Annotated in this window: 12 protein-coding genes; 7 read left to right on the forward strand and 5 right to left on the reverse strand. The window is 70.7% G+C overall.

Features of this window, described 5'->3' with window-relative positions; all coding sequences use genetic code 11:
• Positions 1 to 3 precede the first annotated feature (3 nt).
• From OG214_RS21725 to OG214_RS21740, 4 genes are all read right to left on the reverse strand, one after another.
• Positions 4 to 420, reverse strand: coding sequence for a VOC family protein (locus OG214_RS21725; RefSeq protein ID WP_405985677.1), 417 nt, complete (start codon positions 418 to 420; stop codon positions 4 to 6).
• Between the two features lie 34 nt (positions 421 to 454).
• The gene (locus tag OG214_RS21730; protein ID WP_382855112.1) at positions 455 to 805 is read right to left on the reverse strand and encodes a helix-turn-helix transcriptional regulator; all 351 of its coding nucleotides are present in this window, start codon (positions 803 to 805) and stop codon (positions 455 to 457) included.
• A gap of 341 nt (positions 806 to 1146) precedes the next feature.
• Complete coding sequence (locus tag OG214_RS21735) at positions 1147 to 3639, reverse strand: ATP-binding cassette domain-containing protein (RefSeq protein ID WP_405985678.1); 2493 nt, start codon at positions 3637 to 3639, stop codon at positions 1147 to 1149.
• 321 nt (positions 3640 to 3960) lie between these two features.
• Positions 3961 to 4317: a VOC family protein gene (locus OG214_RS21740; RefSeq protein WP_365902014.1), complete on the reverse strand. Its 357-nt coding sequence runs from the start codon at positions 4315 to 4317 to the stop codon at positions 3961 to 3963.
• Between the two features lie 258 nt (positions 4318 to 4575).
• Between OG214_RS21740 and OG214_RS21745 the strand changes: the two genes are divergently transcribed.
• The 7 genes from OG214_RS21745 (at position 4576) to OG214_RS21775 (ending at position 12702) form a co-directional block, all read left to right on the forward strand.
• Entirely contained in the window at positions 4576 to 5043 is a 468-nt protein-coding gene (locus OG214_RS21745; RefSeq protein WP_363080942.1) for a GntR family transcriptional regulator, read from the forward strand.
• Positions 5044 to 5047: 4 nt separating this feature from the next.
• Positions 5048 to 5980, forward strand: a complete 933-nt coding sequence (locus OG214_RS21750) for an ABC transporter ATP-binding protein (RefSeq protein WP_363080948.1) — start codon at positions 5048 to 5050, stop codon at positions 5978 to 5980.
• A complete protein-coding gene (locus tag OG214_RS21755) occupies positions 5977 to 7104 on the forward strand; it encodes an ABC transporter permease subunit (RefSeq protein WP_405985679.1) in 1128 nt (375 codons plus the stop codon). Before OG214_RS21750 ends, OG214_RS21755 begins: the two co-directional genes overlap by 4 nt.
• Before the next feature lie 158 nt (positions 7105 to 7262).
• Positions 7263 to 10577: a S8 family peptidase gene (locus OG214_RS21760; RefSeq protein WP_405985680.1), complete on the forward strand. Its 3315-nt coding sequence runs from the start codon at positions 7263 to 7265 to the stop codon at positions 10575 to 10577.
• A 328-nt stretch (positions 10578 to 10905) separates the two neighbouring features.
• Positions 10906 to 11424 (forward strand): helix-turn-helix transcriptional regulator, encoded by a 519-nt coding sequence (locus OG214_RS21765; RefSeq protein WP_363080937.1) that lies wholly within the window; start codon positions 10906 to 10908, stop codon positions 11422 to 11424.
• Between the two features lie 23 nt (positions 11425 to 11447).
• Entirely contained in the window at positions 11448 to 12104 is a 657-nt protein-coding gene (locus OG214_RS21770) for a hypothetical protein (protein WP_363080936.1), read from the forward strand.
• Positions 12105 to 12363: 259 nt separating this feature from the next.
• Positions 12364 to 12702, forward strand: coding sequence for a DUF2516 family protein (locus tag OG214_RS21775; protein WP_363080935.1), 339 nt, complete (start codon positions 12364 to 12366; stop codon positions 12700 to 12702).
• Positions 12703 to 12858: 156 nt separating this feature from the next.
• Here OG214_RS21775 and OG214_RS21780 read toward each other — a convergent pair whose 3' ends face one another.
• On the reverse strand, positions 12859 to 14193 hold the full coding sequence (locus OG214_RS21780) for a PP2C family protein-serine/threonine phosphatase (protein ID WP_405985681.1): 1335 nt from the start codon (positions 14191 to 14193) through the stop codon (positions 12859 to 12861).
• Between the last annotated feature and the right edge of the window lie 67 nt (positions 14194 to 14260).

A 14260-nucleotide genomic window follows, 5' to 3' on the forward strand; every position in this document is an offset into this window, starting at 1 on the left:
GGCTTACTTCGCGAGGGGCTGGGTGAAGCGCAGCAGATTGCCGGAGGGGTCGCGGAACGCGCAGTCGCGGACGCCGTAGGGCTGGTCCACCGGCTCTTGCAGCACCTCTCCTCCCGCGGCGCTGACGCGCTCGAAGGTGGCGTCGCAGTCGTCCGTCGTGAAGATGACTCCACGCAGCAGGCCCTTGGCCATCAGCTCCGCCATGGCCTGTTTATCCGCCGGTGAGGCGTTCGGGTCGGCGAGGGGCGGTTCCAGCACGATGTTCACGTCCGGCTGCGAGGGCGCCCCGACGGTCACCCAGCGCATTCCCTCGAACCCGACGTCGTCGCGTACCTCAAGGCCGAGCACATCGCGGTAGAAGGCGATCGCCCGGTCGTGGTCGTCCACGGCGATGAAGCACTGGGAAAGGCGGATGTCCATGCGGTTCAGGCTAGAGGCGAGGGGCGGGGCGCGCTCAACCGTTCCTGAGCGGACGTGTGTGGATCTTGGCCATGCACGCCGGGATGGCGGCGCCATGGTCATGGCTCCGGGCCCGGTACGCGCTCGGGCTCTCGCCGACCAGCTGGGTGAAGCGCGAGCTGAACGACCCCAGCGACGTACAGCCGACCGCGAAGCAGACCTCGGTCACCGTGAGGTCACCGCGCCGCAGCAGCGCCTTGGCCCGCTCGATACGGCGGGTCATCAGATAGCTGTACGGCGTCTCTCCGAAAGCGGCGCGGAAGCTGCGGGAGAAATGGCCCGCCGACATCAGGGCGTCACGCGCCAGCATCGGGACGTCGAGCGGCTCGGCGTAGTCGCGGTCCATCCGGTCGCGGGCCCGCCGCAGCCGGACGAGGTCGTCGAGGTCCTGCCGTCTCACCGGGTGAGTGTCGCACAGCACCCGGGGCCGGTGATGTCCGTGAGGTCCTCGGACCTGACCGCGGTCAGGTCCGAGGACCTCGTCCGGATCCGGGATGACGTCCGGGGCCAGGCCCGAGGTGAGGTCTGGGATCAGGCCCGGGATCATGTCCGCGGTCGGGTCTTCGGTCACGTCCTCGGTACCGTCCGAAGCCGGGTTCGCGGCCAGGTCCGAGGCCACGTCCTCGGTACCGTCCGAAGCCAGGTTCGCGGTCAGGTCTTCGGTCAGGTCTTCGGTCACGTCCGCGGTCAGGCCCCGACGTACGCCGCGAGGTGCTCGCCTGTGAGGGTGGAGCGGGCGGCGACGAGGTCGGCGGGTGTGCCCTCGAAGACGATCCGGCCGCCGTCGTGGCCGGCGCCGGGACCGAGGTCGATGATCCAGTCGGCGTGCGCCATGACCGCCTGGTGGTGTTCGACGACGATGACCGACTTGCCGGAGTCGACGAGCCGGTCGAGCAGGCCGAGCAGCTGCTCGACATCGGCGAGATGGAGGCCGGTGGTCGGCTCGTCGAGGATGTAGACACCGCCCTTCTCGCCCATGTGGGTGGCCAGCTTGAGCCGCTGCCGCTCGCCGCCGGACAGCGTGGTGAGCGGCTGGCCGAGGCTGAGATAGCCGAGCCCGACGTCGGCGAGCCGGGTGAGTACGCGGTGCGCGGCCGGCGTACCCGCCTCGCCCGCGCCGAAGAACTCCTCGGCCTCGGTCACCGACATCGCGAGCACCTGGCTGATGTCGCGGCCGCCGAGACGGTATTCCAGTACCGATGCCTGGAACCGCTTCCCCTCGCACTCCTCGCAGGTGACGGCGACACCGGCCATCATCGCCAGGTCGGTGTAGATGACGCCGGCGCCGTTGCAGTTGGGGCAGGCGCCCTCGGAGTTGGAGCTGAAGAGCGCCGGCTTCACGCCGTTGGCCTTCGCGAACGCCTTGCGGATCGGGTCGAGCAGTCCGGTGTACGTCGCCGGGTTGCTCCGTCGTGAGCCGCGGATCGCACCCTGGTCGATCGACACCACACCCGCGTCGGCGGCCCCCGGCTGCTGAGGCAGCGACCCGTGCACGAGCGAGCTCTTGCCGGAGCCGGCGACGCCGGTGACGACGGCGAGCACCCCGAGCGGGATGTCGACGTCGACGTCGCGCAGGTTGTGCGCCGTCGCCCCGCGGATCTCCAGCGCCCCGGTGGGCGTCCGCACCGTCTCCTTGAGGGAGGCCCGGTCGTCGAAATGGCGGCCGGTGATGGTGCCGCCGGCCCGCAGCCCCTCGACGGTGCCCTCGAAGCAGACGGTGCCGCCCGCCGCACCGGCGCCGGGGCCGAGGTCGACGACATGGTCGGCGATCGCGATCGTCTCCGGCTTGTGCTCCACGACGAGCACCGTGTTGCCCTTGTCCCGCAGCCGCAGCAGCAGGCCGTTCATGCGCTGGATGTCATGGGGGTGCAGGCCCGTGGTGGGCTCGTCGAAGACATAGGTGGTGTCGGTGAGCGAGGAGCCGAGGTGGCGGATCATCTTGACGCGCTGCGCCTCGCCGCCCGACAGCGTGCCCGACGCCCGGTCGAGCGAGAGATAGCCCAGCCCGATCTCCACGAACGAGTCGAGAGTCTGGCGCAGGGTCGCGAGCAGCGGCGCCACCGACGGCTCGTCGAGACCGCGGACCCATTCGGCCAGATCGCTGATCTGCATCGCGCACGCGTCGGCGATATTGATCCCACCGCCGCTGCCGACGCTGCCGCTGCCTCCGACGCCGCTGCCGACGCCGCCCCCGACGCCGCTGCCGACGACGACGCCACCGCTGCCGCCGATCCGGGACGAACGGGCCGCCTCGCTGAGCCGGCTGCCGCCGCACTCGGGGCAGGCGGTGAAGGTGACCGCCCGGTCCACGAACGCCCGGATGTGCGGCTGCATCGCCTCCCGGTCCTTGGACAGGAAGGACTTCTGGACCTTCGGGATCAGCCCCTCGTAGGTGAGGTTGATGCCGTTGACCTTCACCTTGGTCGCCTCGCGGTGGAGGAGGTCGTGCCGCTCGGTCTCGGTGTACTCGCGGATCGGCTTGTCCGGGTCGAGGAAGCCCGACTCGGTGAAGATCCGCAACGTCCAGTGGCCGTCCACCTTGTAGCCGGGAACGGTGATCGCGCCCTCGGCGAGCGACTTGGACTCGTCGTAGAGCTGGCTGAGGTCGATGTCGGAGACCATGCCCCGGCCTTCGCAGCGCGGACACATGCCGCCGGTGCGGGTGAAGGTCTGTTTCACGGTCTTGCCCGCGCCGCGTTCGACCGTGATCGCACCGCTCGCCCGGACCGAGGCGACGTTGAAGGAGAACGCGTTGGGCGAGCCGATGTGCGGCTGCCCGAGCCGGCTGAAGAGGATGCGCAGCATCGCGTTGGCGTCGGTGGCGGTGCCGACCGTGGAGCGCGGGTCGGCACCCATCCGCTGCTGGTCGACGATGATCGCGGTCGTCAGCCCGTCGAGTACGTCGACCTCGGGCCGCGCCAGCGTCGGCATGAAGCCCTGTACGAAGGCGCTGTAGGTCTCGTTGATCAGCCGCTGCGACTCGGCGGCGATCGTGCCGAACACCAGCGAGCTCTTGCCCGAGCCGGAGATACCCGTGAACACCGTCAGCCGGCGCTTCGGTATCTCGATACTGACGTCCTTGAGATTGTTCACACGCGCGCCGTGCACGCGGATCAGATCGTGGCTGTCGGCAACGTGCAGCGCGGGCGACTGCGTGTCCGTCCTCGTGGCGGTGCTCATCGTGTCTCCATCTGTTGGGCGGGGCCGCCTCGGCGGTCCGCCTCGGCGGTCTCCGTCGGCGTCGCCTGGCTCGGTCCGGCCGGCTCCGAGCAGTACGGCGCGGCCTGCGCGCGGGTCGAACCCGGTGCGCGCGACGAAGCGGTCACCTCGCCCCCGCGGCGCAGCGCGCCGGGTCTCAAGGACCTCGATTTCGCCTTCGATCGTCGAAGGATAGCGGCACCGGATACGGCGCACCGCGGTGTCGCGACGGCGCCGGGCGCGGGGGCCGGGGCGGGGGACCGGGGCGGAGGCCGGCGCGGGGGCGGGCGCGTAGGCCGGTGCTCATCGGTCCTGAAGCAGCCCGAGAACGTTGCCGTCGGGGTCGGTGAAGGTGGCCACCAGCCGACCGCCGCCGACGTCGTGCGCGGGCTCCTTCACCTCGGCACCGGCGGCGGTCACCTCGGCCAGCTTCGCCTCGATGTCGGCCACGTGCCAGTAGGTCACCGGCGAGGTCATGCCCTGCGGTCCACCGCCCGGCACCAGCCCGATGTGCTGGCCCGCGGCCTCGAAGCCCACGTAGTAGGGCGCGTCGGCCTGCGGCGCCACGCCGAGCAGGGCGGCGTACACCTTCTTGGCCGCCGCCAGGTCGGAGACGGGATGCAGCACGGTCTTGATGCCCTGGGTGGAAGAGCCGCTCATGATCACTCCTGAAGTCGTGGGCCCGGTCGGGATGTGTCCGGTCGGGATGTGTCCGTATCAGCGATGGAAGCTCGTGCGCATGACGACGTCCATGGCAGTGACGCTAACCGCGGCTCACGGGTCCGCGCTTCTCGAATCCTGACCGGTCCGGCCGGCGGTGACAGCCGGTGTCCTCCCACCCGCTTCTCCTCGTCCCCGGTCGGCGTTGACAACCGCCCTCGCACCCCTCCATCATCATTCCACTAATCAAGTAGTGGAATGGTGGTGGTGATCGTGGAGTACCGCATCGACAGGCGGAGCGGGGTCCCCGCCTTCCAGCAGATCGTGCAGCAGACCAAGCAGGCCCTCCGGCTGGGCGTACTCGTGCCGGGTGACCGGCTGCCCACCGCCAAGGAGGTCGCCGAGACCAGCACGGTCAATCCGAACACCACCCTCAAGGCGTACCGCGAGCTGGAGCGCGAGGGCCTGGTCGAACCGCGACCGGGCCAGGGCACCTTCGTACGCCGCACGCTGGGCCGCCCCGAGACGGGCACCGACTCGCCGCTGTACGCGGAGCTGGTGGCGTGGATGTCGAAGGCGGCCGGGGCCGGTCTGGAGCGGGAGGACGTGGCCGCGCTGGTCGCGTCGGCGATGGAGAAGCAGTACGCCGCCGGGAACGGGGCGGCAACGGGGTCCACGACAACGGGGTCCACGGGGGCCACGACAACCAGGAGCACAGGTGAGTGAAGGTATGTACGCGGGGGAACCGGCGATCGAGGCGTACGGGCTGGGGATGCGCTACCGGCGGGGCTGGGCGTTGCGGGACTGCTCCTTCCGGCTCCCGGCGGGACGGATCTGCGGCCTGGTGGGACCCAACGGGGCGGGCAAGACCACGCTGCTGAGCATCGCGGCCCATGTCCTGCAGCCGACGAACGGCTCGATCAGCCTGTTCGGTGAGGCTCCGGGCTCGGTGGAGTCCGGTCGGCGCACAGCGTTCCTCGCCCAGGAGAAGCCCCTGTTCCGCCGCTTCACCGTGGCGGAGACCCTGCGTCTGGGCCGGGAGCTGAACCCCGGCTGGGACCAGCGCGCCGCCGAGGACATCATCCGCGCGGGCGACGTGCCCTTCGACGCGAAGATCAGCACCCTCTCCGGAGGCCAGCGCACCCGCGTCGCCATCGCCCTCGCCTTCGGAAAGCGCCCCGACCTGCTGATGCTCGACGAGCCGATGTCGGACCTCGACCCGCTCGTGCGCCACGAGATCATGGGCACCCTCCTCGCCGAGGCCGCCGAGCGCGGAACCACCGTGCTGATGTCCACCCATGTCCTCGCCGAACTGGAGAACGTGTGCGACTACCTCGTCGTCGTTTCCGGCGGCGGAGTGCGCCTCGCCGGTGACGTGGACGAGCTGATGTCCGTGCACACCCTGGTCACGGGCGCCAAGGAGGGCGACGGCATGCCTCCCGCCCTCGGGCACCACACCCTCGTCGAGTCCCGGACCAGCGGACGGCAGTTCACCGCGCTCATCCGCCCCGAGGGCCCGGTCACCGGCCCCTGGAACATGAACGCCCCGAACATGGAGGAACTCCTGCTCGCCTATCTCCGCTCAACCGACGCACCACCGCTGATCACCCCCACCGCCCAGGTCCACGGCCAGGGGTTCGGCACCGGGGCGGTGGCGGCATGAGCACCTTCACCCGCAGCTCGACCGGCACCTCGACCGGCACCTCGACCAGCGCCTCGACCAGCGCCTCGACCGGCTCCACGAGCGACGGCAAGAACGGGACCATGAACGGGACCATGAACGGGACCACCGACGGGACCTTGAACGCGACCACCACGGAGGCCAACCGGCGCCCCCGACTCAGCGGTATGACCTGGCTGGTCTGGCGCCAGCACCGGGCCGCGTTCTGGACGATCCTCGCCGCCACCGCGCTCTCCGCGGCCTGGATCGTCTACCAGCGCGGCCAGCTGGTCGACTTCCTCGACGGCTACGGCTATCCCGGCAAGAGCCTCGACGAGGCGGGCGGCGAGTTCGCGCGGTACACCGACGCGTTCTCCTTCGTCTCCATTGGTCTCCAGGCGATACCCATCCTGCTCGGAGTCTTCCTCGGCGCCCCGCTCGTCGCGGGCGACCTGGAGAACGGCACCGCCAAGCTGGTCGCCGCCCAGTCCATGAGCCGGACCCGCTGGCTCGCCACGAAGCTGGTGCTGGCCGGACTGGTGGTCGTGGTGAGCACGGGCGTGTTGTCGGCGCTGTTCGGCTGGTGGTGGAACCCCGTCAAGTCCGAGGCCACGGCCATGGACTGGACCTCGGGCGAAGCGTTCAACACGACCGGCCCGGTCCCTGTCGCCCTCACCCTCTTCTCCGTCTTCGGCGGGGTGGCGATCGGTGTGGTGCTGCGGCGCACGCTGACGGCCATGGTGGTCACCTTCGGTTTCACCGTCGTCCTCCAGCTCGTCTGGGGCTACTTCCTGCTGTCGCTCGGCAACGTCGTCACGGTCACGACGGACAAGGGCGTCACAGGCGAGAACACGTTCCCGTCGCTCCCCCGCGGCGCCTACGAAATCGACCAGTCGTATGTCACCGGCAGCGGGGATCTGCTGGGCTGGGGCACCTGTTCGGGGTCGCAGACCGACGCGGCACGGCAGGTGTGCCTGGACAAGGACGATGTCGTGGGCTGGTCGGTGCAGTACCTCCCGCTGTCGCAGATGAACGCCATGCAGTGGTTCGGGGCGTCGATTCTGTTCGCCCTGACCGCCGGTGTCGTGGCGTTCCTCTTCTTCTGGGGTCGTAAGCGGCTCGTCTGAGTCCGTACGCCCCGCGCCCCTTTGCGAAGGGGCGCCTCTTTCCCCCTCTGTTTCTTCGTCCCGTCCGCCGGGCTGCTCCGCCATGCCCGAAGGTCCACAGAGAGAGGCATGCCTTGAATCACCGTAAGAGGCGGGCGAGTGCGGCTTCCGCTCCCGCCGTGCTCGTCGTCGCCGCCCTCACCTCGGCCCTGCTCGGTGCCCCGGAAGCCGGGGCCGCACAGTTCGACAGCGGTACGGCAGGTACGGCCCGCGCCCTCGGCAAGGCCAGGACAGTCACCCTCGTCACCGGTGACCGGGTCACGCTGGACGCCACCGGACAGGTCACCGGTGTGCGGCCCGGCAAGGGCCGGGAAGGCACCGCCTTCCGAATAGCGCGGAGCGCCGACCGCACCTACGTCGTCCCGCGCGACGCCGAGCGGCTCCTCGCGAACGGCACCGCCGACCGGCGGCTGTTCGACGTGACGCAGCTGGTCAAGTGGGGTTACGACGACGCGGCCCGCCCCGACCTCCCGCTGATCGTGACGTACGCCAAGGGCCGCACCCTCGCGCCGAGCGCGCTGTCCGCCGCCGGAGCCCGGGTCGGCCGGGACCTGCCCAGCGTCAACGGGGACGCGCTGAAGGCCCGTAAGTCCGAGGGCGCCGACCTGTGGGAGACGCTCACCGGCAGCGGGGGGACGGCGCGGGAGAGGTCGGCCGCCGCCGACCGGGTCGAGAAGATCTGGCTCGATGGGAAGGTCGAGGCGGCCCTCGACCGGAGCACCGCGCGGATCGGCGCCCCCGAAGCCTGGGCGGCGGGTTACGACGGCACGGGCGTCAAGGTCGCCGTGCTGGACACCGGAGTTGACGGCACGCACCCGGATCTGAAGGGCCGTATCGACGCGGCGAAGAACTTCTCCGGGGCGGCGGACACGGTCGACCGGGTGGGTCACGGCACGCATGTGGCGTCCACGGTCGCGGGGTCCGGCGCGCACTCCGGGGGCAAGTACAAGGGGGTCGCGCCGGGCGCCCGGCTGATCAGCGGCAAGGTGCTCGACGACGGCGGCTACGGCGAGGAGTCCGGGGTCATCGCCGGCGCGCAGTGGGCCGTCGCGCAGGGTGCCGAGGTGGTCAACCTCAGCCTGGGCGGCCCCGACAGCCCCGGTGACGACCCCGTCGAGCAGGCGGTGAACGAGCTGTCCGCCTCCTCGGGCGCCCTCTTCGTGATCGCCGCCGGCAACGAGGGCCCGAGCGCCGGAACCGTCGGATCGCCGGGCAGCGCCGCCGCCGCGCTCACCGTGGGCGCGGTGGACCGTGCCGACGCGATGGCCGAGTTCTCCAGCCGCGGCCCGGCAGCGGACGGTTCCCTCAAGCCCGACCTCACCGCCCCCGGCGTCGACATCGTCGCCGCGAAGGCCGCCGAGGGCACGGAGGGTGACCCGGCCGCCGACGGCTACGTGTCGATGAGCGGTACGTCGATGGCGACCCCGCATGTCACGGGCGCCGCCGCGATCCTCGCCCAGCGTCACCCCGACTGGACCGGTGAGCGCCTCAAGGCCGCGCTCACCGCGTCGGCCGAGCCGACCGCCGGTGTCTCGGCGTTCGCGCAGGGCACGGGCCGTACGGACATCGTCCGCGCCCTCGACCAGCAGCTCACCACCACCCCCACCACCCTCGGCTTCCCCGCCCAGCAGTGGCCGCACACCGACGACAAGCCGGTCACCAAGACCGTCACCTACCGCAACGACGGCGACCGCCCCCGCACCCTCGACCTCACCACCGAGGTGTACGGCGAGGACGGAAAGCCCGCCGCCGAGGGCATGTTCGAGGTCTCGCCGAAGCGGCTCACCGTCCCGGCGGGCGCCACCGCGACCGCCCAGGTCACCGCCGACAGCGGCGCGGGCACGGCCGACGGCGGCTTCGGCGGCTCGGTCACCGCGACGGACGGCGCCGGCATCACCGTACGGACCGGTGTCGGCGTACAGCGCGAAGCCGAGTCGTACGACCTGACCGTCAGGCATCTCGACCTCAAGGGGAAGCCCGCCGGGCGGTCCCAGACCGGGGTGCAGGGGCTGGACAACGAGATCTGGAACGACTACACGGACGACACGGACGGCGAGTTCACCGTGCGGCTCCCCAGGGGCCGTTACAGCCTGGAAGGCCGTATCGACACGGGCGCGACCCCGGACGCCGGGGACCTGGCCCTCCTCCTCAACCCCAAGTTCTCGCTGACCCGTGACACCACCCTCGTCATGGACGCCCGCAAGGCCCAACCGGTCCGGATCACCGTGCCGGACGCCAGGGCCAAGCACACCGACGCCACCTTCAACTACGGGTTCGACATCGACCGGAACCGGAGCGTCAGCACGTACGAGATGGGCAGCTTCGGCAAGCTGCGCGTCGGGCAGTTCGGCGCCCGGCTGCCCGCCCGCGAGGCGTTCGCGCAGTACAACGGCACCTGGACGCACGGGAGTACGAGCTACCGGCCGGCGATGAACCGTACCGGCGATCTGGCCGGCTTCACCGCGAAGCTGAAGCGCTCGCAGTTCGCCAAGGTCACCATCCCCGTCGGTGAGCCCGCCAAGGACAAGAAGGGGTCGCTCGTCGCCGCGCCCCTCACGCCGGGGGGCGGATTCTGGGCCGACTTCAACCCGACCGAGTTCTCCCTGCCCGCCACCCTCACCGACTACGTTCTGCCGGGCGTGCGGTGGCAGTACTCCGTGTGGCAGACGAGCGGCACGGACGCGGACGGCGACACCGTGCACGACGCCGGCCAGTGGACCGCGAACCCCCGGGCGTACAGAGCGGGCAAGCAGTACACCGAGCGCTTCAACACCGGCGTCTTCGGCCCGCATCTCACGGGCCCGCTGACCGGCAACGAGGACCGTCCGGGCGCGGTCCGCGTCGGTGACACCCTCACGGCGTACCTTCCGCTCTTCTCCGACGGCGCCGGGCACGTGGGCGACTCCCGTTACAGCAAGGCCAGGAGCACCCTCCACGCGGGTGGCACGAAGATCTTCGCCGCGAACACGGACCTGGCCGGCATCTCGTACGAACTCCCCGCCGCCAAGCGCACGTACCGCCTGACGACGGACGTCTCCCGCCCCACCTCCCTCTCGTCGGTCTCCACCCGGGTCACCGCCGAGTGGACCTTCACCTCCGCGCACGTCACCGGTGCCGGGCAGCGGCTGCCGCTGTCGGTGGTCCGCTTCACGCCCCGGCTGTCCACGGAGAGCACGGCCAAGGCGGGTAGGCGTTTCTCTGTCCCGTTCACGGTCGAGGGCGCGGCCACCGCGCGCACCGCCCGCAAGTTGGCCTTCTCCGTCTCGTACGACGACGGCCGGACCTGGCACCCGGCGAAGGCGGTCGACGGCAAGCGCCTCGACCTGCGCCACCCGGCGAAGGCGGGCACGGTCTCTCTGCGCGTGACGCTCACGGACGCGGCCGGCAACACCCTGAAGCAGACGATCCACCGGGCCTACCGGGCCGTCAAGTAGGCGTCTGCACACGTGTGTTGATTGGACGCCCGAGTCGGCTTCGGCCGGCTCGGGCGCTCTTGCCGCGAACGGGACCCGCAGCCCGTCGGACCGCCGGCCCGGTAGGGGCGAAAACGCGAGAGGTCAGGCCGACCGACTGCGGCGCGTGGGCACGATATCGCCGGACAGGCCAAGGTGGGCGGTGGCGTCGTTCAGCCGCCGGGCGAGCAGGTGGCCGCTGAGGACGGAGTCGATGATCTTGCCCGACCGGATGGTTGCGCTCTGTTGCGGGGAACACTATTGCAAGCATGCGCTTGCAATAGTTAGCAGGGGGGCGCAGTATGGGGGCATGGCATCACTCAACGTCGGCAATCTCGGTGAGTATCTGCGTGAGCAACGGCGCAGTGCGCAGTTGTCGTTGCGGCAGCTCGCCGATGCCGCCGGCGTGTCCAATCCGTATCTGAGCCAGATCGAGCGCGGGCTGCGCAAGCCGAGCGCGGACATTCTGCAGCAGCTCGCGAAGGCGCTGCGGATCTCCGCTGAGACGCTGTATGTGCAGGCCGGGATGTTGGACGAGCGGGGGCGGGACGAGTTGGAGACGCGTGCCGTCATCCTCGCCGACCCCTCGATAAACGAGCGGCAGAAGCAGGTGCTGCTCCAGATCTACGAGTCGTTCCGCAAGGAGAACGCGCTCGACACGGAGAGTGCGGAGAGCACGGAAGGTACGGAGAGCACGGACGGTACCGGGACCGCGGAGCGGACGGCCGGTGCGGATGCCGCCGCTGCCGGGGGCTTCGAGGACACCGTCGCCGACGGTCCCGCGGCCGGCGGCAGTGCTGCCACTCCACCCGCAAAACCCTCACACTGAACTGATCCGGGAGGACACCAGTCATGGCCATCGTGGATGACCTGCGCAAGACCCTCACCGACCCGACGCCCCTCTACTTCGCGGCCGGCACCGCCGACATCGCCGTGGAGCAGGCCAAGAAGGTGCCGGGCCTGATCGAGCAGTTCCGGGCCGAGGCTCCGGGGCGGCTGGAGGCCGTACGTAACTCCGACCCCAAGGCCGTGCAGGACAAGGTCACCATTCAGGCCAAGGAGGCCCAGGCGACCGTGCAGGCCAAGGTCACCGAGGTGTTCGGGTCGCTGGACACCGATCTGAAGAAGCTGGGCGAGAACGCGCAGGACCTGGCGCTGCGGAGCCTGGGCATGGCCGCCGAGTACGCCGTCAGGGCGCGGGAGACGTACGAGAAGGTCGCCGAGCGCGGCGAGCAGACCGTACGGACCTGGCGCGGCGAGGGCGCCGAGCAGATCACCGAGATCGCCGTCGCCGTCGAGCCCGAGCCGAAGAGCGAGCCCAGGACGCACCAGCCCAGGACGCAGTCGAAGGCCGTGCCCAGGCCTGCGCCGAAGAGCGAGCCGAAGGCCGCGCCCAAGCCGGCCGCAGCCCGGACCACCGCCGCCAAGCCGGTCACGGCCAATGCCAAGAAGACGGCCCCTCGCAAGACGACGCCGGCCAAGAAGGGCACTCCGCCGTCCGCCAAGTAAGCCCGCCAAGTATGCCTGTCCGCCAAGTACGCCTGTCCGGCAAGTGGGCCCGTTTGTCGAGTGAGCCGGGTGGCAGCTCGATCGGGGGCGGGCCGGCAGCGGCGTCGGCGGCGAAGCGTAGGCGAAGCGTAACGGGCCGGGCACCTCACGGGTGTCCGGCCCGTTGTCCGGGTACCTTGGCGTACGGGCCGCGAGGTGTTTCACCCACTCACCGGGTTGTCCCACCGGGTCATCCATCTACCAGGCAGGCGGTGTCAGCATGCTGCTCTCGGGTTTCGGCACATTCCTCTGGCTGCTCAATCTGGCGATGCTCGCCCTCGCCGTCGTCGCGCTGTTCCTCTCCGCGACGGCCCGTGAGGACGCCTATCGGGCCGCTGACAAGCAGACCAAGAAGTTCTGGCTCATCATTCTGGGGATCACGGTCGCCGTGAACCTCGTCGTGCCGATGCTGTTCCTCCAGATCGCCGGGCTTGTCGCCACCATCGTCTTCATGGTCGACGTACGGCCCGCCATCCACCAGATCTCCGGCGGCGGCGGACGCCGTGGCGGCGGTTCCAGCAGCGACGGCCCCTACGGCCCGTACAACGGCGGGCGCTGAAGCCGCGGGGACGGACCGGACAGACCCCCGGGATCGGGCAGACCCCCGGGATCGGACAGGCCTCCGGGATCGGACGTACCTCCTGGACCCGACGTACCCCTGGGACCGGACGAACGCCTGGGACGGACGAACGCCTGGGACGGACGAACCCCGGCGTCACGTGCCTTCGCGGCCCAGTAGCAGCACCGCCACATCGTCGGTCAGTTCCCCGCCGTTCAGCTCCCGCGCCTGAGCGACCGCCGATTGCAGCAGGTCGTCGCCGGTCAGTCCGCCCGCGAGCTGCGCGTTGATCATCTCGACCATGCCCTCCTGGCCGAGACGCCGCGTGGCGCCGGGCGCCGCCCGGCCCTCGATCAGGCCGTCCGTGTACAGCATCAGACCCCACGACGCGCCCAGCTCGACCTGACGCCGTGGCCAGCGCGCCCGCGGCAGCAGCCCCAGCGCCGGGCCGCCCTCCTCGTACGGGAGCAACTGCGTCGCCCGCCCGTTCCGGGTGATCAGCGGCGAGGGATGACCGGCCAGACAGAGCCCGGCCCGCCGCCCGTCCGGCGTGATGTCGACCGTGCAGAGCGTCGCGAAGATCTCCTCGCTCTCCCGCTCGTGCTCCAGCACCTGCTGGAGCGTGGAGAGCAGCCGGTCGCCGCAGAGACCCGCCAGCGTCAGCGCGCGCCAGGCGATCCGCAGCTCCACGCCGAGCGCCGCCTCGTCGGGCCCATGGCCGCAGACGTCGCCGATCATCACATGGACCGTGCCGTCCGGCGTACGGACCGTGTCGTAGAAGTCCCCGCCCAGCAGGGCCCGCGATCTGCCGGGCCGGTAGTGGGCGGCGAAGGTCAGATCCGAACCCTGGAGCAGGGGAGTGGGCAGCAGACCTCGCTCCAGCCGGGCGTTCTCCTGCGCGCGCAGCCGGGACTCGGTGAGCTGGCGCTGGGCGATGTCCGCCCGCTTGCGCTCGACGGCGTACCGGATGGCACGGCTCAGCAGCCGCCCGTCCAGTTCGCCGCGGAAGAGATAGTCCTGGGCGCCGACCCGTACGGCCCCCGCCGCGCGCTCGACATCGCCCTCCGCCGCCAGCGCGAGCACGGCATGGCGGGGCGCCAGGCGCAGTACGTGCTTGAGCGGGGCCAGATCGTCGCTGTCGCCGGAGCCGGGGAGTGCGAGGTCCACCAGGATGCAGTCGATGTCGTCCGTGAGCAGCCGCTCGGCCTCGGTGAGATTGCGGGCCGTACGGATACGGACGCGGGTGCCGGCCCCTTCCGGCAGCTCCGGAGCGGTGAACGTGCCCGCCGGGTCGTCGTCGATCACCAGCAGCGTGAGATCGCCGCCCCCGGAGTTCCCGGAGTTCCCGGAGGACCCGGAGTTTCCGGAGGACCCGGAAGTGCCGGTGGTCCCGGAAGTACCGGGGTCACCGATGGTCTCGGCGGCGGGCTGCGTCTCCACGGTCGAACCTGTGCGCTGTTGCGGTACGGGTACGGGTACGGGTGCCGACATCGGTCTGGGTTTCCTTCCCTCCCCCCGAGGGCGCGGGTGGCACGACGATCGACGTTCCACCAGACGG

The sequence above is a fragment of the Streptomyces sp. NBC_00872 genome, from assembly GCF_045161915.1.
Classification (GTDB): Bacteria; Actinomycetota; Actinomycetes; order Streptomycetales; family Streptomycetaceae; genus Streptomyces.

Coding starts and splice junctions, on each gene's coding strand:
- OG214_RS21725 (WP_405985677.1), bottom strand. CDS start 420: ATGGACATCCGCCTTTCCCAGTGCTTCATCGCCGTGGACGACCACGAC.
- OG214_RS21730 (WP_382855112.1), bottom strand. CDS start 805: ATGGACCGCGACTACGCCGAGCCGCTCGACGTCCCGATGCTGGCGCGT.
- OG214_RS21735 (WP_405985678.1), bottom strand. CDS start 3,639: ATGAGCACCGCCACGAGGACGGACACGCAGTCGCCCGCGCTGCACGTT.
- OG214_RS21740 (WP_365902014.1), bottom strand. CDS start 4,317: ATGAGCGGCTCTTCCACCCAGGGCATCAAGACCGTGCTGCATCCCGTC.
- OG214_RS21745 (WP_363080942.1), top strand. CDS start 4,576: ATGGTGGTGGTGATCGTGGAGTACCGCATCGACAGGCGGAGCGGGGTC.
- OG214_RS21750 (WP_363080948.1), top strand. CDS start 5,048: ATGTACGCGGGGGAACCGGCGATCGAGGCGTACGGGCTGGGGATGCGC.
- OG214_RS21755 (WP_405985679.1), top strand. CDS start 5,977: ATGAGCACCTTCACCCGCAGCTCGACCGGCACCTCGACCGGCACCTCG.
- OG214_RS21765 (WP_363080937.1), top strand. CDS start 10,906: ATGGCATCACTCAACGTCGGCAATCTCGGTGAGTATCTGCGTGAGCAA.
- OG214_RS21770 (WP_363080936.1), top strand. CDS start 11,448: ATGGCCATCGTGGATGACCTGCGCAAGACCCTCACCGACCCGACGCCC.
- OG214_RS21775 (WP_363080935.1), top strand. CDS start 12,364: ATGCTGCTCTCGGGTTTCGGCACATTCCTCTGGCTGCTCAATCTGGCG.
- OG214_RS21780 (WP_405985681.1), bottom strand. CDS start 14,193: ATGTCGGCACCCGTACCCGTACCCGTACCGCAACAGCGCACAGGTTCG.